The 22735-nt window shown below is 52.0% G+C and carries 17 protein-coding genes and 3 tRNA genes; 8 read left to right on the top strand and 12 right to left on the bottom strand.

What is annotated here, in order from left to right; genetic code table 11:
* The first annotated feature begins 65 nt into the window (after positions 1-65).
* The 4 genes from QM579_RS00210 to QM579_RS00195 all read left to right on the top strand — a co-directional run bounded on the left by QM579_RS00210 (position 66) and on the right by QM579_RS00195 (position 3368).
* Positions 66-863: an undecaprenyl-diphosphate phosphatase gene (locus tag QM579_RS00210; protein WP_414997227.1), complete on the top strand. Its 798-nt coding sequence runs from the start codon at positions 66-68 to the stop codon at positions 861-863.
* A 280-nt stretch (positions 864-1143) separates the two neighbouring features.
* Positions 1144-1220 (top strand) — tRNA-Met (locus QM579_RS00205).
* A 237-nt stretch (positions 1221-1457) separates the two neighbouring features.
* The gene (locus QM579_RS00200) at positions 1458-2459 is read left to right on the top strand and encodes a DUF362 domain-containing protein (RefSeq protein WP_414997226.1); all 1002 of its coding nucleotides are present in this window, start codon (positions 1458-1460) and stop codon (positions 2457-2459) included.
* 444 nt (positions 2460-2903) lie between these two features.
* Entirely contained in the window at positions 2904-3368 is a 465-nt protein-coding gene (locus QM579_RS00195) for an OB-fold protein (protein WP_414997225.1), read from the top strand.
* A gap of 217 nt (positions 3369-3585) precedes the next feature.
* Here the strand turns inward: QM579_RS00195 and QM579_RS00190 are convergent, their stop codons facing one another.
* On the bottom strand, positions 3586-3951 hold the full coding sequence (locus QM579_RS00190; protein ID WP_414997224.1) for a helix-turn-helix domain-containing protein: 366 nt from the start codon (positions 3949-3951) through the stop codon (positions 3586-3588).
* Positions 3952-3960: 9 nt separating this feature from the next.
* Between QM579_RS00190 and QM579_RS00185 the strand changes: the two genes are divergently transcribed.
* The 4 genes from QM579_RS00185 (at position 3961) to QM579_RS00170 (ending at position 5067) form a co-directional block, all read left to right on the top strand.
* The gene (locus QM579_RS00185; RefSeq protein WP_414997223.1) at positions 3961-4311 is read left to right on the top strand and encodes a helix-turn-helix domain-containing protein; all 351 of its coding nucleotides are present in this window, start codon (positions 3961-3963) and stop codon (positions 4309-4311) included.
* 86 nt (positions 4312-4397) lie between these two features.
* Positions 4398-4673: a helix-turn-helix domain-containing protein gene (locus QM579_RS00180; protein WP_414997222.1), complete on the top strand. Its 276-nt coding sequence runs from the start codon at positions 4398-4400 to the stop codon at positions 4671-4673.
* A complete protein-coding gene (locus tag QM579_RS00175) occupies positions 4657-4920 on the top strand; it encodes a helix-turn-helix domain-containing protein (protein ID WP_414997221.1) in 264 nt (87 codons plus the stop codon). The genes QM579_RS00180 and QM579_RS00175 overlap by 17 nt, the downstream gene beginning before the upstream one ends.
* Positions 4921-4990: 70 nt before the next feature.
* Positions 4991-5067 (top strand) — tRNA-Pro (locus QM579_RS00170).
* A 79-nt stretch (positions 5068-5146) separates the two neighbouring features.
* Here the strand turns inward: QM579_RS00170 and QM579_RS00165 are convergent.
* The 11 genes from QM579_RS00165 to QM579_RS00115 all read right to left on the bottom strand — a co-directional run bounded on the left by QM579_RS00165 (position 5147) and on the right by QM579_RS00115 (position 22733).
* Positions 5147-6757, bottom strand: a complete 1611-nt coding sequence (locus QM579_RS00165; protein ID WP_414997220.1) for an AAA family ATPase — start codon at positions 6755-6757, stop codon at positions 5147-5149.
* A 126-nt stretch (positions 6758-6883) separates the two neighbouring features.
* Positions 6884-6960: transfer RNA gene (locus QM579_RS00160), tRNA-Pro, on the bottom strand.
* Positions 6961-7014: 54 nt separating this feature from the next.
* Complete coding sequence (locus QM579_RS00155; protein WP_414997219.1) at positions 7015-9048, bottom strand: alpha-amylase family glycosyl hydrolase; 2034 nt, start codon at positions 9046-9048, stop codon at positions 7015-7017.
* Positions 9049-9152: 104 nt separating this feature from the next.
* Positions 9153-10055 (bottom strand): NAD(P)-dependent oxidoreductase, encoded by a 903-nt coding sequence (locus QM579_RS00150; RefSeq protein ID WP_414997218.1) that lies wholly within the window; start codon positions 10053-10055, stop codon positions 9153-9155.
* A 15-nt stretch (positions 10056-10070) separates the two neighbouring features.
* On the bottom strand, positions 10071-11738 hold the full coding sequence (locus tag QM579_RS00145) for a formylglycine-generating enzyme family protein (protein ID WP_414997217.1): 1668 nt from the start codon (positions 11736-11738) through the stop codon (positions 10071-10073).
* Between the two features lie 25 nt (positions 11739-11763).
* The gene (locus QM579_RS00140) at positions 11764-13047 is read right to left on the bottom strand and encodes an FtsX-like permease family protein (protein WP_414997216.1); all 1284 of its coding nucleotides are present in this window, start codon (positions 13045-13047) and stop codon (positions 11764-11766) included.
* Entirely contained in the window at positions 13044-13853 is an 810-nt protein-coding gene (locus tag QM579_RS00135) for an ATP-binding cassette domain-containing protein (protein ID WP_414997215.1), read from the bottom strand. Before QM579_RS00135 ends, QM579_RS00140 begins: the two co-directional genes overlap by 4 nt.
* A 10-nt stretch (positions 13854-13863) precedes the next feature.
* Positions 13864-15855: a vWA domain-containing protein gene (locus QM579_RS00130; protein WP_414997214.1), complete on the bottom strand. Its 1992-nt coding sequence runs from the start codon at positions 15853-15855 to the stop codon at positions 13864-13866.
* 38 nt (positions 15856-15893) lie between these two features.
* A complete protein-coding gene (locus QM579_RS00125; RefSeq protein WP_414997213.1) occupies positions 15894-16970 on the bottom strand; it encodes a sel1 repeat family protein in 1077 nt (358 codons plus the stop codon).
* Positions 16971-16972: 2 nt separating this feature from the next.
* Positions 16973-19600 (bottom strand): putative virulence factor, encoded by a 2628-nt coding sequence (locus QM579_RS00120; RefSeq protein WP_414997212.1) that lies wholly within the window; start codon positions 19598-19600, stop codon positions 16973-16975.
* A gap of 22 nt (positions 19601-19622) precedes the next feature.
* Positions 19623-22733: a virulence factor SrfB gene (locus tag QM579_RS00115; protein ID WP_414997211.1), complete on the bottom strand. Its 3111-nt coding sequence runs from the start codon at positions 22731-22733 to the stop codon at positions 19623-19625.
* Between the last annotated feature and the right edge of the window lie 2 nt (positions 22734-22735).

Here is a 22735-nt window from a genome sequence, read left to right as displayed (position 1 = left end):
CAGTTTCGGGCACAACGCTCTAGCCAGAGACTCGCCTTATGGCGCGCACATAGAGGCCATTTTATATGGATAACTTGCTCACTGCCCTGATTCTGAGCATTGTTGAGGGACTGACAGAATTTTTGCCGGTATCTTCATCCGGCCACCTCATTCTTGTTGGCGACCTGCTCGGCTTTGTCGGTGAAAAGGCGGCCACGTTTGACGTTGTTATTCAGCTTGGGGCCATACTTGCCGTTGTGGTGCTTTACTGGAAGCGCTTTTGGGGTCTTGTGCGGCCCCAACCCTATGTGCGCTTTGCTGGCATGCGCGGTATTACGCTGCTTATTCTTACGTCGTTGCCTGCCTGCGTTCTTGGCTTGCTGCTGCATTCCTACATCAAGGAATATCTGTTCCGCCCGTCCACGGTGCTTATTGCCTTGGTGGTGGGTGCCCTGTGCATGATTTTTGTTGAAAAGCGCAAGTTCAAGACTACCTGCATCAGCCTTGACGACATGACGCCCAAGCTGGCTCTAGGCATCGGTTGCTTCCAGTGCCTTGCCCTTTGGCCCGGTTTTTCACGCTCTGCGGCGACCATTATGGGCGGCATGCTTTTGGGAGCCAAAAGGCCTTTGGCGGCAGAGTATTCCTTTATCGCTGCTGTGCCCATTATGGTGGCGGCCACAGGCTACGACCTGCTGAAAAACCTGAGCATGTTCACCTCCGCTGATATTCCTTTCTTTCTGGTGGGCATGATCGGCTCTTTTGTGTCGGCTTTGCTGGCAGTTAAGGTTTTTGTGGCTCTGGTGGGGCGCATGACACTGGTTCCCTTTGCCGTTTATCGGCTGCTCATCGCGCCTTTTGTGTATTATTTTATGGTGAACTGAGCCACATAGCAGGCTGGAGCATTTTTACTTTGAAATGCTCAGGCAGGTGAGTGGATAGATACTGTAAATAAATGTAACTGGAAAATATTATTGCATTTTTCTAACATCTGAACGGATACTCCTTAAAAATTGAGCATCTATCTTCTCAAGTTTATTCTGCGCTGACTGTCGCATGACGAGGCACGAAAATTGATAGGGTGCAGGGTGTTGGAAAAATTTTACTTGCCAAGGTTGGGCAAATCTTATATTTAGATCGTCGCGCTGCCTGAGGGCAGTACACGGCAAGGTAGCTCAGTTGGTTAGAGCATGCGGTTCATACCCGCAGTGTCGGGGGTTCAAATCCCTCCCTTGCTACCAAGTAGTATAGGCGCTTGAGAAAATGAGTGCCAAAAATAAAAGGCGCTTATGCTTCGATGTGTACTTAAACGTGCGCAGAAGGCATAAGCGCCTCGTTTTTTATCCTTATTCGATCACCATTGTCCCATGACACGATGTTCCTGTGGGGCAGGCTGGCCGCCCAGTTGCGGCCAGTGTTACAGAACCAGAATTTCTTAGCCTTACGGTTTGATTTATATGGTTACAGAGGAGAATACTGTGGATAGCTCAAATAGTTCCGTTTCCCGGCGTACCTTCATCAAATCGGAGGCTATCGCGCTTTGGGCCTTGGCCATGTCAGGCACAGGAGCTTTTGCCAACGCGCAGGAAGGTTCAACCGTATATTTTACCAAGGATATCAGCTCAAGCGGGCTAACAAAAATTTACGAGCATCTGATGCAGGGCCGCGCGCTGCCGGGCAAGGTGGCGGTGAAGCTGCATTCCGGCGAGCCTGGGGGGCATAATTACCCTGCGCCCGCACTGATTAAAGACCTTGTGCAGTCTGTGAACGGAACTATTGTCGAGTGCAATACCGCCTATTCGGGTAAGCGCTTCAATACAGCCGACCACCTCGTCGCCATCAAGGATCACGGCTTTATGGATATCGCCCCGGTAGACGTTATGGACGAACACGGCTCCATCAGTCTGCCGTTTCCCCGAGGCAAAAATATCACAGAAAACTTTGTTGGCGCGAACTTTGCCAAGTATGATTCCTTTCTGATTTTGTCCCACTTCAAGGGGCATGCGATGGCCGGTTTTGGCGGCGCCCTCAAAAATGTATCCATCGGTATTGCTTCCGGTGAAGGTAAAATGTGGATTCATACTGCCGGAACCAGCCGAGCCCTGGGCAATTTCAGCCGTTGCTACAGAATGAAAAAAGAGCTGTTTATGGAATCAATGGCAGAAGCGGCAGGCTCAGTGATTGAAAAGCTGGGCACAGACAAAATCGTTTATGTCAGCCTGATGAACAATCTGTCCATTGATTGCGATTGCGACAGACGCCCGACACCCCCAGAATTGGACGATATTGGCATTCTGGCTTCTTTTGACCCAGTGGCCCTGGACCGGGCCTGCGTTGACCTCATTTACGCAGCAGACAGCGAAAAGAGCGCATCCTTGCGAATGCGTATTGAATCACGCAATGGAGTGCATGCGCTTGATCATGCCGAGTCGCTTGGCATTGGCTGTCAGCAGTACACACTTGTGGGCATTGATGCCTGACAGTAGCTTCGGCCTCTGCTCAACTCGGTGCGACTGAGTGCGGACAAGACACGCAGTAACTGAAGCGGGAGATAAGCAGACAGGGGATTTTTCTTGCTGCCTTTGTGACACCTACGTGCTGTTCATAAAGGCCGCCATGCAGTAAACGTGTGCTGTTCGGCTACGGACGGGCAACTGCTGATTGCTGATTTTGCATCATAAACTTTTGCTACGCACACTCTAGTAGTTATTTCAGAAGGGCGCGTGCTGATTATTCGAAAGTAATAAGCCAGTGCTACTGGCAGTAGTCTAAGAACTTGATGGATTTTATGTAAAATATATCTGGTGCAGAAAAAATGTTCTATTGCCAGATATAATAATAAACATGTTTTATATTTGTATGTTTAGACTTAATCCTTTTTTCATGATACACGCCACGGCTAAATGAAATAAGGAGAGACAAACATGCGTTCATTTATTTTCACTCTTGCTTTGGCCACAGTGTTGACTGCCACAGGCTGCCTTAAAAATTCACCTGTTAATGATTTGCTTGGCCCCAGCTCAGATAAGGTGGCGTCAGCCCCTATGGCCCAGGTTTCGGACTTTGTTACTACCTATAAAGAAAACAGCGTCAAAGCCAATAAAGACTATGCTGGCAAGTGGGTTAAAATTACCGGAAAAATCGCGGCTATCAGCAAGATGAAAAGCATAATTGATGGGCGCACCTACTATCTTGTTGATCTGAACGACAAGGACGGCAAGGTTTCAGAAAGAATTGTCTGCCGGTTCAACTTCAACAAGCAGGATGAAGTGGCCGAGCTTAAGCAGGGCTCTATTGCTGTCTTTTACGGGCGCATTGATGATTTGAATAACATCATCCATAAAGATCAGCATTTGCCGATGATAATCGATAGCCAGATTGTGCATTGATTATAATCTCAAATAGATAGTAAGAAGAGGCCTCCAGTGGGCCTCTTTTTTATTTGGCTTTGCGCAAGGTTAACAAAAATTACGAGATGATGGGCATGCAGTGGGCAAACTCGGGGGCCGTCAGCAGGCCAGAGCGCTTTTGACGCGCTGACGATTATCAATCAGCGCCTGTTTGAAAAGCAACGCTGGCAATGCTGCTGTAAATGGTGCACCAGCTTCACGCTATGGAAATTCTGCGCACCAGTTCGTCAGCCAGCATTCGTGTAGGAAGCTGCCGCAAAACTTTTTCTTTAGCTTTATAGTCTGCCTCTTCATCTTCCGTTTTGTACAACGGCCTTATGGAAGAAAAAGAAACAAAAAGCGGGCCGTTGCCCGTTAATATCCATTCCGGGTTGGCGTAGTTAAGCCGCATGAGAACAATCAGCCAATTGGCCGGGATGCTTCCGCGCCGCTTAGCATCTGAAATGGAAGACTGTTTGACGCCTAACAGGTCAGCTAGCTCAACCTGTGTTCTTTTGCCTGTAATAAGCTTTATGCGCCCCATTTGTTCGTCGAAGTTCGCGTCAGCATTTGTATCGTTCATAGCGCCTCCGTGAATTTTGACTTTATAGGACTAAAGTCTCTTAATCAAGTTATAGCTTTCATATCTACTGGCGCAATGGACAAAGATAAAACGAAAATAATCATGGGACTAATTGTTGAATCGCTTCGCGAAGGACTAGGCATGAGCCGCTATGCTCTGGCGAAAGAGTCGGGCGTTGACTACGCGTGGCTGCGTCGCTTTGAAAAGGGCACGTCAGGCATTCGAGTGGAAACGCTGATTCTGCTTGCAAGGGGTTTGAAGATTCCAGCAGGGACGATCGTCACTGCTATAGAAAAGGCCTTAGATAATCCCGATAAGTGGCTGGATGAGTACGAAAAAAATAAAAAAGCCACCTCATGAATGCCTGATTCAAGCGCGCTCCAAGCAAATTAGATTATAGCCGTATAGTTATCGTCATTGATTCTTGAACGATGCAAGGAAAAGACATGCCAGGCTATAGTCAAAGTGACGCAAGAGTTTTGAAGGCATTTGGGGCGATTATTAAAGTGAAGCGTAATGCGTTAGGAATTTCTCAGGAAGAGTTGGCAGATAGGGCTGGCTTACATCGAACTTACATCGGTGGCGTTGAGCAAGGGCGCAGAAACTTGAGCCTGCTCAATATCCTGAAAATCGCAGGAGCGCTTGAAGTGAAGCCTGAGGAGTTATTTGCTGCCATGCATGAACCTAAAAAATGTACTCAAGGGCATGAAAAAGAATTTTGATGAAGATAAGTTGGCGAAAACTTTTATGCCTGCTGTGATCCGAAGGTATCGTGATGCAGCTGGCATGTCTCAGCAAGAACTTGCAGATCAGGTTGGAATTTCCAAGAGCTACATATCTTCACTGGAACTTGGCTATAGAGCCCCAAACCTGAACCTGCTGGTGAAAATTGCCCAAGCTTTAGGGGTAGCGCCCGGAGAAATGGTTGACGCAATGGTTGCTGATGCAGAAAAATCTTGTGATTATTGAGAAAAATTTAATTGTGGTTGATTTAAGGGTTTACAGACAAGGCAGTTCAGGGTAGTTATCTCTCTCGCGTCGGGATGTAGCGCAGCCTGGGAGCGCACTTGAATGGGGTTCAAGGGGTCGAAGGTTCAAATCCTTTCATCCCGACCAGAGATTTGAAGGGAATTCATGCAAGCATGAATTCCCTTTTCTCGTTTGGGGTGGTGGTCCGACCCCACCTTAAATAATTCTATTTAGCATAGGAAAAAATTTTATCAATCACATCATTTTTAAGCTCATTATATATATTTGTGTCTTGTTCTACAGTACCAGACAAAGTATGCTTGCAAAACTCATCTGTATTGTTACCGTGTCGATTTAAATTCAAAATCTGCTTTAGCTCATTATAAATAGTTCCAGAAGCTGATTTAAAGTCATCGTGGGGATTGCCACGAGAAATGCTATTTTTTATAGCAGCGTCAAATTTTCTCTTAATCTCCTGAAAAGTAGTGGCATCAGTCATGCCTTGCTTTTCGGCTAACAGTATCAGATTACTTGGATCAAATAGATAAGCTTCAAGGTGCCGTCTTCCAAGAGTGATGGTGCCGCTCCTGAGCGCATCATCAACCTCTTGTTGGGTCTTTCCATCTCTGTCGGCTAGCGATATAAACTTGGCACTAGAGAGAATCCCCTGAAGGGCATTTCTCACGGCATCAGCGACGCCATTTACTTGGTGGCAATTGCCACCAGATACAAAAAGAATATTTGGAAATTCCCGCCCGAAAATTTTATTGTAGATAAATGCATCAAAATCTTTCCGGCGAGTCCCTGAGCTGCTGCCTTCGCATAGGACGACATATTCGGGGGCTATTCTGCCTGACATATCGTCTAACGCCAGTGAAAGACATTTTTTCCAACTAGCGGCCGTCAGGCTAGACGGCTCCAACACGATTTGTTCATCAAGGTTAAGATCACTAAAGTCAAACAAGGCAACTTCTGATGAGTTGGCAGCTGCATGTGCTTGTGCAGCCCGTACCACACCAAGAGAATGAGTGGATACCCATAGTTGAGATTGTGCAGGAAGAATTCGTAGCAGCTCCTTCAGCAAATTTCCTTGAATGCTCGTGTGTATGTGTGTTTCGATTTCATCAACGCAATATACAGTTTTTGTAAAAAATACTTTTTTGAGGTGAAAGTCCAAAATAAGATCGAACGCTGATTTTTCGCCTGACGATAAATTTTTATAGTTTATAGACTCAACTACTCCTTTCTTAAAGAAAAAAGTACCATCTTTTATTGGGCTATTGAGGTCTACTAGTTCAAAATCTCCAAAAACATTATTTAACGATTCGTTTAAATTTGAAATAAATCCTTCTCGAAATGTCTTTACTGTTGTATTATTGTTAATTGGATCAAATATCCCACTAAAAATTGAACTTATGAGCGCCTGATAGTTTTTGTTTACAACAGTGTCAACATCAATGGAACGACGAACATGAGCTTCGGGGGAACTTTCCGTACCAATAACATTAATTTTGAAATCAGGCGTATTTCTATATGCAGTTCTTACATATATACAGTTTTTAACGTTGTCTTGTGCGGGGGTTGAATGAAATCCCACAGAAACATTAGAAGTATCATTGAATGGTTTGTCATGCTCTTTTCTGTAATATTCATGGTCTGGACTAAATCCAATGCCTTTGTGAGTATCTCGCCAGCGCATCAATCCATCAAAAACGGAGGATTTTCCGCAGCCATTAGGGCCAACGAGTAAGACTAGGCGGGCTGTAGAAGGAATATCAACTAGGGACAGTCCGGTAAATCTTTTAAAATTAGTAAAGGTAATATTTGAGACTTTCATTACCCCCCCCTTATTTTTAATCAATATCCTAAGTCGTTGCTGTTTTAAAGGTGGGGCTATAGTGGGGCCAGAATTTCCTAAACAGAAAAAGGGTTCACGGCGTTAACCGTAAACCCTTTAAATCTCTGGTCGGGATGAAAGGATTTGAACCTTCGACCCCTTGAACCCCATTCAAGTGCGCTCCCAGGCTGCGCTACATCCCGACGCGAGAGAGATAACTACGCTGAACCACCTGGTCTGTCAACACAATTTCTAAATTATTTTTTGCGAACCAAGGCAAGGCCCACCAATGGCGGCAGATACAGGCGAATATCGCCTTCCGGCCTGTCGGGCAGCGGGGTAGTAAAATGCTCTGTTATTTGCCCGTCAACATCAAGGTTGCCGTGCCCGCCAAAGCGTTTTTCGTCAGAGCTCATTATCTCAACATATTTGCCGGGCGTTACGGCAAAGGTCAGGGCTTTTTGCGCCTCAAGTTCATGAAAGTTAAACACAAAAAGCAGCTGGCCGCGCTCAAAGGCCAGCAGGCGTTTTTCTTCATGAATAAAACGAAAAACTGGCTTCTGGCAAAAGCTCTCAAGGTGGATGCGAACAAGATCAAGCATCTGTGCCTTGTCCCATGCTGCCAGTAAGCCATATTTGAGTTCGGGGGCGTCAGCCAGATGCCACTGCCTGTGGGCGTAAGCCTCTGCATCCAGCCATTCGGGATGCCCGAATTCATTACCCATAAAGTTAAGATAACCCGCATCTGCCGTTGCCAGTGTGATGAACCTCATGAGCCGATAAAAGGCAAGGCCGCGTGATACATGCCAGTTATCCGTAAAAACAGACATATGACTGTACATGCGATTACCGAGCAGCCGCCATATCATTGCATCTTCGCCATTGATGCACTGGTCGTGGCATTCCACATAGCTGATGGTGCGGTCATACGGGCGGTAGTTCGTCATTTCGTACCACAGGCTGCCCATGTCGCGTGGCTCTTCAATACATTTGGCCCAGTAGTCTGGTATGCCCATTGCGAAGCGGTAGTCAAAACCAAGCCCGCCGTCTTCTGGCTGGCAGGTCAGGCCGGGCATGCCTGAAAATTCCTCCGCAATGGAAAGGGCAGAGGGGTAAAGCTGGTGAATAAGCGTGTTAGCCATGCACAGGTATAGTTCGCCGTTCTCATTAGTGCGCGGCAGACCCACATTGTCGTAAAAGCAGTGGCTGACATGAATGAAATCGTCATCCTTGCCGTGGTCGCGATACAGAATGTTGCCCACAGCATCAAAGCGGAATCCATCAACCCTGAATTCTTCAATCCAGTAGCGGCAGTTGGAAAGAAGGAATCGGCGTGCCATCTCCTGACTAAAATCAAATGAAGGTGTCCCCCACTGATTAAACTGATTGGTAAAAAAATAACTGCTTCCGTCATACTGCGCCAGGCCTTGCTCGGTATTGGGGCAGGCGTGCCCGTGCGGAATATCGAGCACAACCGCAAGGCCAAGGCCGTGAGCTGCGTCAACCAGCGCCTTGAACTCGTCCGGTGTGCCGTAGCGCGAAGACGGGGCAAAGTAGCTGCTGACCTGATACCCGAAGGAGCGGTACAGGGGGTGCTCAAGAATACCCATTAGCTGCACCACGGTGTAGCCGCGCTCACGTATGAGAGGCAGAATATGGCGCGTAAAGCCGACGTAGCTACCCACACTGTCGGCACTGTGGTGCAGGGCTGGTTGCGCCATACCCACATGGGCCTCATAAATTCGGGGGAACGGCTCCACGCGGGGCATGCGGTGCTTAAAGCGAAATGTCTCTTCCGGTTGCCAGAGGCGGGCGCACCATTGCCCAGGCATGGTCTGGTCTTGTTCAACCCAACAGGCGAAAGCGGGCACTCTGCGCAAGGCCCGGCCCTGAGTGCCGTTGCCAGTGGCTCCATCGGCCTGAACACGCAGCTCCATATATGTGCCGTGCTGCAATGCATCATGCGGCAAGGTGAGTTCAAAAAAGCCATCATTATCGCGCTGGTACTGATAACGCGCATGACGTTGAAAATTGAGTTTGTCTGTGGTCAGCCACACCGCGCTTGCATTGGGCATGTATTCACGCAGACGCCATACGGGCTTGCCTGAGGCATCTTTGGCTTCATGTACTCCAAGGGTGGTGTGCAGATTGGCATATGAGCGCAAGGAGCCGTAGAGGCCATTTATGCGCTCCATTTCGGCTTTGAATCTGTCGCTTCTTGCCAGCAGGAAGGAGCGGTAGGACTCCAGTTCTGGGTCCTGTAAAGGATTTTGTGGGATATGTTGGGTCATGGCGGCCTCCACGGACTGGTTCGCCCAAGGAGAGGGGGGCGCAGGCGCGTCATGCAAGCGAAACCGCCCGGCAGACAATGCTGCCGGGCGGAAATAAGGCTATGTTAGCTGTGCGAGTGCCACTGCTTGCCAGAAAGGGTGGCAAGGCAGTCTATAAGCGCCTGAGTGCCCAGATCGCCCTGGCCTCTGGCCTGCATACTGCGGTAGAGCTGTTCAGCCAGACCTATGCCGGGCAGCACAATCTGCATGCGTCGGCATTCATCAAGGCAAAGGCCGAGATCTTTGATGAAGTGATTGATGAAAAAGCCGGGGTCAAAGTCCTGCTTGAGAATGCGGCGGCCAAGGGTATCCATAGCCTTGCTGCCAGCAGCGCCCTGCACCACCAGCTCCAGCCACTTGGCTACATCCAGGCCAGCTTCCTGCGCAAAAAAGCAGGATTCGCATACGCTGAACATAACGCCAGAAATGGCCACCTGGTTGGCAAGTTTGGCCTTCTGACCAAAACCAGCCGCGCCGCAGTGCAGAATGCTTTTGCCCATTACATTGAAGCAGGGTTCAAGCTTTTCATAGCCTTCTTTATCGCCACCCACAAAAATAGAAAGGGTAGCGTTGCGTGCGCCGATGTCGCCGCCAGTTACCGGGGCATCCATAGAAACGCAGCCCTGCTGAAGGGCAGCCACGGCAATGCGTTCGGCAAGAACCGGGCTGGAGGTGCTCATGTCGCAAACAAGCCCGCCGGAAGCCAGACCTTGCAGCACGCCATTTTCGCCAAGAATTACGCTTTCCACATCGCGGGGGTAGCTCACAATGGTAAAGACCACATCAGAGTTGGCCGCTACTTCACGCGGGGTATCAGCCCACTGAGCACCCTTGGCAAGCAGGGGGTCGGCCTTGGCGCGGGTGCGGTTGTATACGGTCAGAGGATAGCCTGCGGCCTGCAGGTGCCCCGCCATGGATAAACCCATTACGCCAGTACCAATCCACCCAATGCGCATTTTGTCAGCCATAAAAAACTCCTTTGACTACTGAAAGCGACGTTCCAAAATTTCCTTTTGCATGGCCTCACGCGGCAGGGCCTTGTTTTTACGGAACAAGTCTACATGCTTGCGGTACAACTCAAGATTGCGCCGCATGTTTTCGTTGAAGGGGTCACTGCCGCTGAAGTCTTTGCTCAAAGAGTCATAGGCTGCAGAGAGTGTTTCCGGCGTCAGTTGCGCGCCGTCTTCAACCTTGCTGCGATAAAAGGTCAAAGACTTGTCCAGGCTGGTATCCAGCATGACAAGCCCTCTATGGGCAGTATCTATTATCTGGCGCAGTTTTTCAAGTTCGGCGCCTTTGGCTGTCTTGCTGTCTCTTTGCATGCCTTCGAGCTGCGATTGCAGCGATTTGCGCCTGCTGGAGTAATTGCGGATGGTTTCAGTCATGTAAACGCCAGTGCGCAAGAGCGATTGAGCCTCAAGCTGTTTTTGGCGTTCGAGCATGATATTGTTTTCTTTGATGGTATTGCGCAATTCTTGAAGGTTCTTTTTCACTGCCTCATTGGGGGCAGACACCAGCAGGCGGTCAAGCTCCTCAAGGGGGTTGCGCGCGGCCTGCGTGTCGTATCCTGCTGCGGTCATCGATTCGCCCGCTTTGCTCCATTCAGCCTGCAATTCCTGCGGGCGGTCGCCGCCGGGGGTATTGATGCCTGAAATGACGGGGCGAAAACCCATATCACGCGAATGAGCCGGGCCATCGGCCATAAAGAAAGGGGTTTCTTCACGGCGGCCAGGCAAAATTTCGGCTTCGCCAGAAAGGAATGAGCCCCCCTTGCGCACAAAACCGCCAGCAGAGCCGTGCAGGCGTCCAGCCAGCGAAAAGCGAAAGGCGTCCAGCACCATCTCGGCAGCATTGCCTGCAGTGTCGTATATACCAAGGGGATTGGGCTTACGGGAACCTATATTGGCGGTGTCTTCAACGCGGGCTGAACCTTCGGGCCGGTAAACGGCGTAGTCTGCCTTGTTGGCATCTGGTGGCAGGGCAAAAAAATCTTCCTGCAAAAGCTGCTGGCTGCCTGCCATATGACCGCCACGCGCGGCGTATTCCCATTCAGTCTCAGTGGGCAGACGCACAAAACCTACATTGCGGCTGTCACCTGAAAAGCGTGGTAATGACTGGGGCGAATTCTGCAAAAGCCAGGCAGTGTATTTTTGCGTAAAATCTACGGCTGCGTACCAGCTTATGTCGGTGACAGGCTTGGCGGCATCAGTTGCGGGTGGTTGCGTTACCGGGCAGGCGCTGTCCATAACAGCCTGCCATTGCAGGTTTGAAACTTCGTATTTGGCAATGAGATAAAAATAGTTTTGCCCCTTGGGAGCCAGTTTGCGCCAATCCGGCGGCAGATCTTCTAGCGAAAATGCCCCGGAAAGTGCCGTATTATAGCGGCGGTCATAGAAGGCGCGGTCGGCATTGGCGCTGTCGTCTATGCCAGGCCGCATAGGCATATCCCACAGCAAACCTTTGGCAGGTACTGCTACGAGCTTGAATGCCATGCTTAGATTACAGGGCATAGGCAGTATGATGTCGTCATCTGCTGGTTTGGGATTGCTGGCGTCCGCAAGGCTGAGTTCACCCTTGCGGGCCAGTGCGGCATTTGCCGAGTCGGGGAATGCCGTGAGGAGCAGACTGCAAAGCAAAATTAGGCCGAGCAAGGGCAAATTTGCGCGATGACAATACCTATACTTCACGGATGACCTCCGAGGGTTCTATGCGAGCGGCCCGTAGCGCTGGCCCAAGGGCCGCTGCCAGGGCCAGGCCAGCCACGGCCGCGAAAGCCAGCAGAAAATGCTGGGGCAACAAACGGCAAACCTGCTCCATACCGCTGAGGCTGGCACTGAACAAATGGTTTATCGCCACTGCTGCCAGTGCGTACAGGCCAGAGGCCAAAGCCGTGCCAAGCAAGGCAGTGAGCAGGGATTGCGTCAGGGGCAGCAACATCAGTTCGCCTGTGGTGAAGCCCGCCAGATTCAGCAGGCCCAGCGTGCGTTCTTTGCGTTTAACGCTAGCAAGAGTGCTGCTGGTTGTGGAGGACAGAAATCCGGCTGCCGTGGCAGCGCAAATAAGAGCAAAAACGAGATTCAGCGCACGTGCAAGACTGTTGATCTGCTCAATTTCTTCGGCATGGGTGTACACATCAAGCTTTTGTTGTGCAAATCCCTGACGCAGCCGCATGACGGCATCCAGATCCTTGGCATACAGCCTGAAACCAGGGTACAGGCGGGCCTCTTGCGGGCGGGCTTCGCCCGTCCAGCCATTGCCTGTGCCAAGTTCAGGCACGGCACGGCCATCGCGGTAGTCTTCCGTAGCTTCCAGCAGTTGCAGCGGAATAAAGGCCACATCCTTTTGCTGCGCTGCAAGGGGAAGAACAGACACAATCTGCAAAGGGACGCGCACGCTTTGCATTTGCCCTGAATAGCGGCGCTCGACACGGCCAGTAATGGTGTCGCCTGCCGAGACATGCAGTTTTTCTGCAGCGGTGGCTGAAAGTGAAACGCCAATGGCTTCTTTGTCTGGGTGCTGCGGCATGGCAGGCGGTGCTGCGCCATAGCGCTGGAGAAGCGGGTCGCCCTTTGCCGTCGGTTCAAGCGAAACCAGAAGGGTTGTTCGGTCTGTGCCCTGGCCTGCCACAAGGTCCATAGTGGCAGCAATAGAGCGCGTGCGTGGCAACACAAAGGCAACGTCAGGATGCGCGGCGAGATCATCAAGGTATTTCATTGAAAAGCGGCCGCTGACCACCGGAGAAATTTCAAGGGTGCGTGGTTCGCTGCGCAGTCTGTCCGTAAGAGTTTGCATCACCCCGAACTTGACGCCATAGAGAACCAGCAGGGGGGTAAGAACGGCGGCCAATCCCAAAACAGCGCAAGCGGAGAGCAGTTTTTCATGCGCATAATCCCGCCAGGAGAGGCGAAGCATCTGCCTCAATGTTTTACGACGGCGCGGAGGAGCAGACTGATTGCTCATGCCCGTGCTCCTTGCTGTTGGTGGGGGGCCGGGGCAACGGGTTTCTGCTCTATGCTATGATCAATGCGGGATATCGAGCTAGGCCCGCTTTGGTCAATCGTCACCTGGATGGGGCTGAATCCGGCCTCCACAGCCATTTCGAGACTGTGTGTCACCATAAGCACGGTAATGCCCATCTTTTGGGCAAGGTTTGCAAAAATTCGTAATGCATTGCGCGCATGCATCGGATCAAGGGCTGCAGTGGGTTCGTCCGCAAGTACCATTTCAGGCGCATGCGCCAAGGCGGCAGCAATGGCTACCCGCTGACGCTCGCCAACGGAAAGAGTGGCGGGATACTGTTCGAGCAGGCGTCCAATGCCCAGGCCATCCACAATGTTTTGCATCTGCTGACGCTGTTCATCAAGGCACCCCAAGCTGCTGCAACGCAATGCAATATTATCGCGCGCTGTGAGAAAAGGCAGCAAGCCGCCTGTCTGTTGCACATAGCCAAGGTGGCGTTGCCGCTGACGGGCCAGAGCGTTGAGCCCACCCCTGCGCCACGTTTGCAGTACGTCGATGCCTTCATGATGCACTGGGCTGAACAGAAAACGTTGTGCTATTGCAGAAGGTGTTTCCTGAATATCCAGATCAGGGCGAAGTATGCCAGCCAGCAGATCCAGAGCAGTACTTTTACCGCATCCGCTTGGGCCCACCAAGGCTTGCAGGCTGCCTCGCGCCACATCAAGGTTTGCTATATGCAGGCAAAAGCCATCCGCACCGGGACGGCTTTTGCCTATATTGCGTAATGAAAAGACCAGATCATTCATACAAATTCTTTTAGGGCAGCATGCTCAGGGGCACACGGTATACCCAATCACCAGGGTTGGATTGACCAAAGCTTTCCCAGTTGGCTCTGTCGCGGTCGTATTCTTCATAGCGGGCTAGACGGGACTTGAGTCTGTTGATGAAGGCCGTTTGTTCGCCCACGCTCATGCGGTACCAGTCTTCTTCACGCAGCAGCATGATGTCGCTCTTGTAGGGCAGGCCATCAAGAAATTCCGCCAGAACACCCAACTCCGCAAGGTTTTTGCCCTGAGTAGGCATATTGGGATCTCGTGCCATACGGGTAGAGGCAGAAAGCACACCCTGGAAAAAGTCACGCGAATCAGTTTTTTTGGTGCGTTCGCCACTGTCAATTATGGCCTTTATCTGGGCGCTGAGGTCATTGAGCTGATTTTTGGTCAATAACACGGCAACTTCAACGCTGGGGCTTTGCTCACTTTTGGCAAGACGCTTGAGGTCCATATCGGCGATCCATGAGCTGACCACGCTTGGAGCCTGATTTTCATGCGCTCTGCCAAGATATTCAAGCTGCATTGCATACCCAAGGGTGGCGGCAAGGCGCGCGGCTTCTTCTTCAGCCGTAAGCTTTTGGGGCTTTTCGTCCTTGGGTTTGGTCATAACCTTGCCGGAAGCGGTGTTTTTGACCATATCAACCATGCCAGAAGCCAGAACCTTGGCAACTTCAGCAAACTGTTTTGCGCCAGCGGCGGCAGTTGGGGCAGCCACCACCTGGTAGTTGGAACGGTTGCCAGAAAGCTTGCTCAAAGCGCGGTAATTTTGTTCAGCATAGGCGTGGTTTTTGGCTCCGCTTGGGCTTTTGATATGCAGCGCTGTTATCCAGATGCCTTTTTGCCGTGCAAAGTCATTAAGTTCATTGGGGCCCATACTGACTGAGGCATATTTGTCTGTGCTTTTAAGAGGGCCAGCATCCGTAATGAGCAGAATGAGCCGTGATGAGTAGCCGCTCCAGTCCAAAGACTCCACGGCTTTGTAAATGCCCGCCAGAGAATCTTCGTTGAAGTCGTGGCTTGAAACAGTGGCTTCCTGCACCTTGCCCAGTTTTTCTTCAAGACTCTTACGGTTCTTGGCTGTGGCAAAGTCGCTTACAATCTCGGCTACGTAACCCAAACCGGGAGTAGCTGTCGTACTGTTGCGAAACGCCACTACGGCGAAGCCGACGTTGTCTTCCAGTTTGTCCTGCTCGATCTTGTCGTATATCTGCCGCACAACATTGAGGCTCTGGTCAATGTAGGGCTTCATGGAAATCGTGGTGTCAATAACAAGAGCAATGCCTGTTTTGGGAGGACCGCCTTTTCCATCCTGACCACCACCAAGGCTGCCCGGATCAATGGAAGCTACCCGCAAAAACTTTACGCCATCAAAGGGATCTTTCATGGCCAGAATGGGCATGAGATAAAAACGTTTTTCCGAAACAGCTCCGGCGGCATCCACAGGTTCACTGGCAATTACAGGAAAATCCGCAGGGGGCGTTTTACTTCCCTGTAACAGACTGGTGGCTTCTGTACCAAGCTTGTCCAGCCGGGCGTCTATATCAGGCGCTGAACAGACATCATTCAACGCGGTTTCTGTTTTGAAAAAAAGAACAGGATCACGGCCCGTGCGCGGGGTGAAAAGCAGGGTGAGCGACTGATTCCATTCTGTAGTTTTGGGCGCTTCCAACCAGCCCTCGGGAGACGCTGTTCCAGTGCCTACCTGAACCCATCCTTCATTGCGGGCGTAGACATAAAACACCGTAAAGGGCGTTACTTTTTCTTTCACCACAGCTGCGTCAGCAGCGGGAGCCGCCACAAGACGTGCGCCTGGATGGCTCACTACGCGTTGGAAAAGCGTTTTTTTGCCTTCAAGCAGCAATGGCGCGGCCTGCGCGTCAGTAGCAGAAAAGACCATGCCAGTATACAGAACAGACACCAAGGTAACGGCGCAGACTATAATGGCAAAAAGGGAATGTCGGTAATATTGAGTCATGGCAGAGCGCATGGCATATCCTCGCAGCCGTTAGGGCTTTATTTCCACGTTTGCAGCAGGGCGCGGGCCTCGGCATTTCCCTTGGCTTCTTCCGCCTTGGCATATTCCTTGAGCTTGTCCAGAGAACTTTGTGCCAGCGCCTTGTCCTGTCCTTTTTGCAGGGCTTCGTCATACCAGCGCTTTGCCTGGGTCATGTCCATCGGAATACTGCCACGGGGCAGGGTAGCTGTGGGATCGTAGAATTGTCCCACAAGCAGCATTGCCTCAGCGTTGCCCTTTTGAGCCGCGTCTTCCAGTAAAAGGAAGGCAGCGTCGCTCTCTTCAGGGCTGGCTTCAGCCTTGCGCATGGGTTTGGCCATAGCCAGGCTTACATCGGGCAGAGCTTCGCCTCGCAACTGTTCGCGTGCGGTCGCCAGAGGAGATTTTTCAGAGGGGTTTGCGCTTGCCCCTTGAGCTGGGGATGTTGCAGACGCCGCTGGGGAGCTTGTTTGCTCTGAAGTAGCTGGCAGAGGCGGGGTTGCAGGCTCACGCAGTACAAACCACCATAACGCAAAACCGGCACAGAGCAGAAGAACAAGCACCGCAATCAGGGCGATCAACTTTCCTGAACCATTGCCTGAAGTTTCTGGGGTGCTTGCCATCTGTAGTGGCAGTTCTACTTGCACCGGAATAGGGTCCGGCTCCGGTATGGGAATTTCTTCCGGCGGTGTTACTGGCATAGGATCAGGATCGGGATCAGGCCGTGTTGCTGGAGCTTCCGGCGCTTGATAACCACCCGCCATGCCCTGTCCACCGCTGATATTGGAATACATGATCTTGCCTACGCTCATAGCGCAAGCCCCAAAGCCAGGGAGGTTTATGCGGTAGGCGTCCAGACTGTCCAGTTCGTCCACAACTTCAGGGCCAACATTCAGGCGCACGCTGCTGTCAGTGGCGCTCCAGTCGCTTGGCGTAACTGTGGTTTCACTTTCCTGCCAGCCGCCAGAAGAAAGGCATTTTCCGTCTGAGGCCCGTTGCAGCACAAAGACCGGGGAAGATATACCGCCCACGCCTTCAATTTCAATAATGCCGTAACCGGGCCCACGTGATGGATCCACTGCAATGGTGGCGCGCATAATTATCCCTTGAAAACCTGCAAAATATCACGCAGGCGGTTATTTTGTTCAGGATCCAGCGTTTGCTGGCCATCAAAGTCTACATTGGCAGTAATGCTGAAAGCCAGAGCACGCAGCCAGTCAGTATACCAGAAACGGTCATAGGGGGCTTCTTGTTCGGCAATGCGTGGCTCACCAACGATATCCGGCGGCGGATCAAACAAGCTGATGCTTTTGCCGCCAAAAAGAATTGTGCGTTGACCCTGGTTTTTGAAGCGGGGGTCAAAGCCCAACCAGTCCACAAAGGCATTAATGGCATCAGCAGCCAGGCTGACCTGCTTCCAGATCAGCCGTTCGCGGGCGATATTGCTGTAAGACATGCTGCGCCGCAGGTTATCTTCAAGATTTTCCCGTAAATGACAGCGAGAAGCGGCCAATATGATTTCGTGGCATAACTGATCAAGCTCAAGGGCTGGCAGCCCCAACTGGCCGCGAGCCTCGCTGGATGCGCCAAGGTCGCGCAGACGGCCAATCCAGTGCTCCATAACAAGAGAGGCAAATACCCCGGCCATATCTCTTGCCTGTTCTTCGGCACTATCCTGATTTACTGGCGCACTTTCAGCGCTGTCGCCAAAAATGTCACCCAGAATGTCATCAGCTGACACTCGGGTACCCACTACCTGCACACTTGTAGTGCCTTGCCCCTGTTCTGGAATTTGCCGTGCATTGAGGCACAGCTCGTAAAGATCATAATCCCGCACCTGCAGGTGACGCAAAAATTCACCGAAAAGCTGTTTTTCAGCCAGCTTGGCAAGCAGGGTGATCAAAGTACGCGAAAGCTGTTCTTTTTGCCGGCGCAATTCTTCTCTGTCGTCCGTGCGGTAAAAGGGCGAAAGGCGTGTTATAATCTGTTCTCTTTTTTCATCAAGACTGACGCGGATCTGCTGCCGTTTGAGCTCAGGATTGCAGAGAGGGCGCAAGCTGTCTCGCAAAAGGCTTACACCGCCATCGTTGAGCGTCATGGCCGCCTGCCAGACTACCTCAGGCGAACCCACATGACGTTGCACTAATGGCGACTGCAGAAAAGACTGACGAACCTCTTCCACAAAAGCCAACTGGTCTTGACGAACCCCGGTTTCGCGCCCGTTGTCATAGTCAAAAATGGCTTCGCAGGTGAAATTGGGGTTGCGCAACAAAAAGACGTTATTAAAGGGATGGATGCCATCCCAGTTTTCCGTCCAATCGTGCACCTGACCGAAAAACTTGACCAGCGACGATTCCATGCGGGTGGTCCATCGCGTCTCGACAGAAGGAGAACCCTTCTTTTTTTCAAACTCCATATCCATCTTGGTGAGCACAAAGAAAAGAGCCGGAGCTTTGCCCGCACGGCTTGAAGGTTTTTCGCCGTGTGTGGAACATATCCACTCATAGACAGCATGTGGCAGGTCATGAACTTCCTGCGGCCCGGGGGCAATGCATAAAAGCATGCTGGTGAGCTCTTTTTCTTCACGGTAGCGCTCAAACAGGTACGCGACCTTACCTCGCAGGAAAAGCTCTTTAAGCATTTCTTCTTTGCTGCCCAGAGCTGCGCGCAGGTCTGTGAACTTGTAGCGCGAGCGGTAACCAGGAAAGTCCAGCAGGTCAGTGTGATCAAAGAAATCGTCAGGTTTTTCGCGCATGTAAATGGTTATTTCTGCCGTAAGAGCAGTAACCACGGCTCTGGGCAAGCTGACCTTGAGCCCGCTGGGCGCAAGAATCGGCAATGTATCGTCTGTCGGGTGTTTCAGGCCTTGCAGGCGTTCCACATCAATGATGCTCCGCTCGCGCGGGATAAGAGCTTCAAGTGGGCAATTTACCTCGGCAGCATTGCCAAGGCTTCGTAACGCTCCGCACAGTTGCAGATAGACTGACTGAAATTCTTCTACTTCATCCCACACAAGGCCAAAGAGGCGAGCGCGGGCTTCCATGTCCAGGCGAGGGGCAAGGGCTGTTGCGCGTGCCCAGTAACCGTTTTGGAGCATCTGCACACGCGGGCGGGAGCTGAAATTCTTGTTAACGTAATCGCGCAGGTCTTCAACATCGTCAACATTAAGCCCGTCTGCAACGGGGCTGGCGGGAGCGCTTGCCTCCAATGCGTCGAGAGCTTTTACCAGAGCCTCTGCGCTGGGCGCGTCCTGATGGTCGCAGTCAGCATAGTAGGTGTTGGCCAAAACGCGGGCTACATCTGTTTCGGACAACAGGCGTAAACGTATGGGAAATTCTGGTGAAATCCCCTCGGGCTGCGTGGTAGTAAAGCGTGTTACGAGCCCTGTGGACTCCTTGCCGCCTTCAGGATTGATTTTTTTAAGAAAATCATGGCTCTCGCCACAAAAATCAGCCAACAACGCTCCATTGGCATCACTTGCCAGGGCGGAAATCAGGTATGATTTACCGGATTGGCTGGGGCCAAATACGCCAGCGCACATTTTGCGTTCGGCTGCCTGCCCGCATTTACCGAAAAAACGGGCGGCATGGCGCATATCCTTAAGCAAGGAGACTCGTTCGCCACCAACCATTTCGGCATTGTCTTGAAGCCACGTTCCGGCCTTTCGGGCGGTGTCCGCAAATTGGCGGCATTTACGTGCAAGGTCCATATCCTGCTGCATAACCATATATTGCCTCACTTAACCGCCGTTAACCGGCATCGGTCACAATGCCCGTATCCAGCCAATAACCTTCATCAAGCTTTAACGTCTGCAAGCGGATCTCAAGATCCCGCCTGTCTACGCCGCGGCCCTGATTGTCCACAATGGAAATGATGCTGAATTCGCCTTCACTGCGGTCTTTTTCATCGTCAGTTCTAGGGGCATCATCCCACACATCTTCAACAGTAAGGCGTACTTCCACTTCATAGGGAAGGCGGCCGGAAGCTCTGGCGCGCGCATCTTCATTGGTGAAAGTAAGCAGATGATAACGTGTTGTGGGCCAGCGCTCTGCATCCAGTTGCCGGTAGCCAATGGAGAGCGGGCCACTGAATGCCACACGGCGTATTTGCTCTGTGCCTTCGTTACTGTCCACGTCAACGGCAAACCAGACTTTGGGTTTTTTGAGCTGGCTGTTGATATCCATTTCACCAATATATCGGGCTGTTGAGGTGAGATGCAACGCGCCAGAATCAAAAGAAAAACCTTCAAGATGCCCGTCTGCCAGGGCGCAAAGGATGGCACCCACAACCACAGTGGTTTTGGGGTCGGTAATACGGCCTTGCGCGTCAGCAAAGGGATACCATGATCCGGCATGGTAGCTGCGCATGGGAATTATTCTGTCTGGAGGAACAGGCAGCTTGGCCAGAACAGAGGCGACAACGCCGTTCCATGAGCTGGGGCGGCCCGTCAGCAGCAGAACGTCACAGTCGTACATATGTACCACTTCGCACAGCGCTGACAACGTGGGGCCAAGGGTAGAGCGTATAGTTACATCAACAGCAGCAGGGCTGACCGTGATGGGAACATCCAAAATGTTAAAGTTCTGGATGAGGGGTGCTCCCCTGCGAACCATATTTTCCACGGCCTTAAGGATGGCCGCCAGCGGGCGCGGAGCGAGAGCCGCTGGCTCAAACCGTGCCCCCTCGTCGTTCTCTTTGCCTGAACCGTGTTCGCCATCTGGTGAACCAAGAGGATCAGGTTCAAAAAAGTCGCGCAATGCGCATGTGTAGCTGGCGTGGCGCATATCCGGGTTTTCGCAGGCAGCAAGAAGGCCCAACGCTACAGGCACTGCAATTTGTCGCACCAGACGGACCCGTGTATTGCGATCTTCCTGGGACATACCAATGGAATCGCGGCCAAAAAGCTGCCCAAGAAGGGCGCGGGGTTCGGCCAATCCCTGCTGTAGCAGCGCCTGCCCGATAGCCGGGATTACATGGTTGGCCACGACCTCACGCAAGACCTCGTCTCCCGCAATATTGAAGCCGTCTCTGAATTCGGTATGCGGCACTATTCGCGCTGTATCGCCTTCGCCGCTGGCCAGTTCGTAAGTGGCGATGGACAGGTCAGTCGTGCCGCCGCCGATGTCAATGGAAGCCATTCGCACGCAGGGGCGCCCCTGACACGAGGCGCGGGGTTTGCCTAAAAGGCGGAAAAGATGATGGGCATCGCCGTGTTGTTTGACAGCCAGTTCATTGTAAAGCAGCACCAGTTGCGAACAACTGGCCTCGTCCCAATCACAACGCACCTGTGGGCTTTGGCGGTAGTCACCACTTTGTCCTCGCACCAAAGCTTTGGGCGTATACCATTGGCTCCAGCCCAAGGCATTCCACACAACACGAACAGCCCAGACAACCCAGCGGCGGAAAATGCGTTTTTCGGCCACGGGCATAGCTGTAGGCACAGTAAAGATGAGCCTGCGCAGGCGGCGTGGCAGATTGGGCAATTCACGGCGTGCGCGGGTTGCCGGAGAGTTGATGGTTACTAGGGCCTGCGTAAGAATTTCCCCGAGCATGAAGTGCATGAGCGATGAGCGCGTGAACAATGATTCAAAGATCGGTTCAGCCTGCTGTTTTTGCAGGGCAGGGCTTTTTTTGAAAAGCGGGTCGTCAAAACAGGCAAGCGGGGTACCCAACGGATTAAGCTGCCGGGGAAAAAGACCCCGGCTTACCATAGGTTCAGCCTTGCCGCCCGTGTTGTATCGCCAGCTTTGCTGCCAGGGGCGTTCATCCCATAGGTAACGTTTGGGGCTGGACATGCCTGTTGTGCCCTCGGCACAAACAGCCTGAGTCGCCAGACGTGCAGCCTCCGGCCCGATGCGTACTGCGGAAGGCCATGCAAAGGCAGGAGTTTGTCTGCCGGAACGACGAGAAAGCGCGTCATTGCCAAAAGCCGCATCAACAAACTCAACCCGGGTTTCAAAGGGGTCTGAGTAAATATTCTCTGGCTCGCTCAGATCCCGCAGTTCCAGTAAATAGCTGTCATTGAGGTTGGTCACGCGCTGGGGCAGCGTTTCCACCAGTATGCCTGTTGTGCGGGAGTTGCCAATATCCAGCACAAGATCCACGTCTACAGGCGTATCGCGGTCAGGGTTGATGACCTGTGCCGCCAGATCGTTGAGGGCCATGCGCACCACATCAAGCCAAGTGAGGTAATTGGCCAGATGCTCCAGAACATAGGGGGTGTCATCCTTCCACGAGCCGCGCCCCCGATGCTGCGATTGCCGCCAGGTATCAAAAATACCGCTCAACCATTCATCGACCCACGCGGCATTGAGAAACCATGAATTGTCGCGCACCAGGTGAGCCAGCATGAAATGGCCGTGAGCAGCCACGTCCTGCGGGGAAAGGGCATGATAGTTTTCACCTTCGGCAGGGCGCTGTTCCACATTGGTGTCAAAGGCCAGAACAATGCGCAATTGGTCGGGATGGCGCTCTGACTGCATGACGCGCGCTCGCGCCCAGTTTGAGGGGCCACATTCAAAGCGTTTACCGCCGTCGGGCCACGACTGGTCAAGAGTGCGCAAAAAAGGAATAGGCAGCCAGTGACCTTCCCACACGCCAACGGCGCGCCGGGCTTCGACACTGTAGTCTTCATCGCAGGGCTGGCCGGTCAGTTGGTCAATAAAGCCGTTTTCACTTTCGGCCAGACAGCGCAAATAATGCGTGTAACGCCCATCAGGATCGCCTTGATTCTTTTTTTCTTCACGAAAGTAGCGCCGCATTCGCCGAATGGAGTCCTCTGGAAGAGAGAAGTCCAGAAACTGCGGGCAGCCACCAGGAATGATGCTCACAGGAGAAAGGTAACGGGGTATGACATTCATGC

This window comes from Desulfovibrio sp., from assembly GCF_047607245.1.
In the GTDB taxonomy this organism is placed as follows: Bacteria; Desulfobacterota; Desulfovibrionia; order Desulfovibrionales; family Desulfovibrionaceae; genus Desulfovibrio.
The sequence above is the reverse complement of the archived record's forward strand: the minus strand, read 5'-3'. Positions and strand labels throughout refer to the sequence as shown.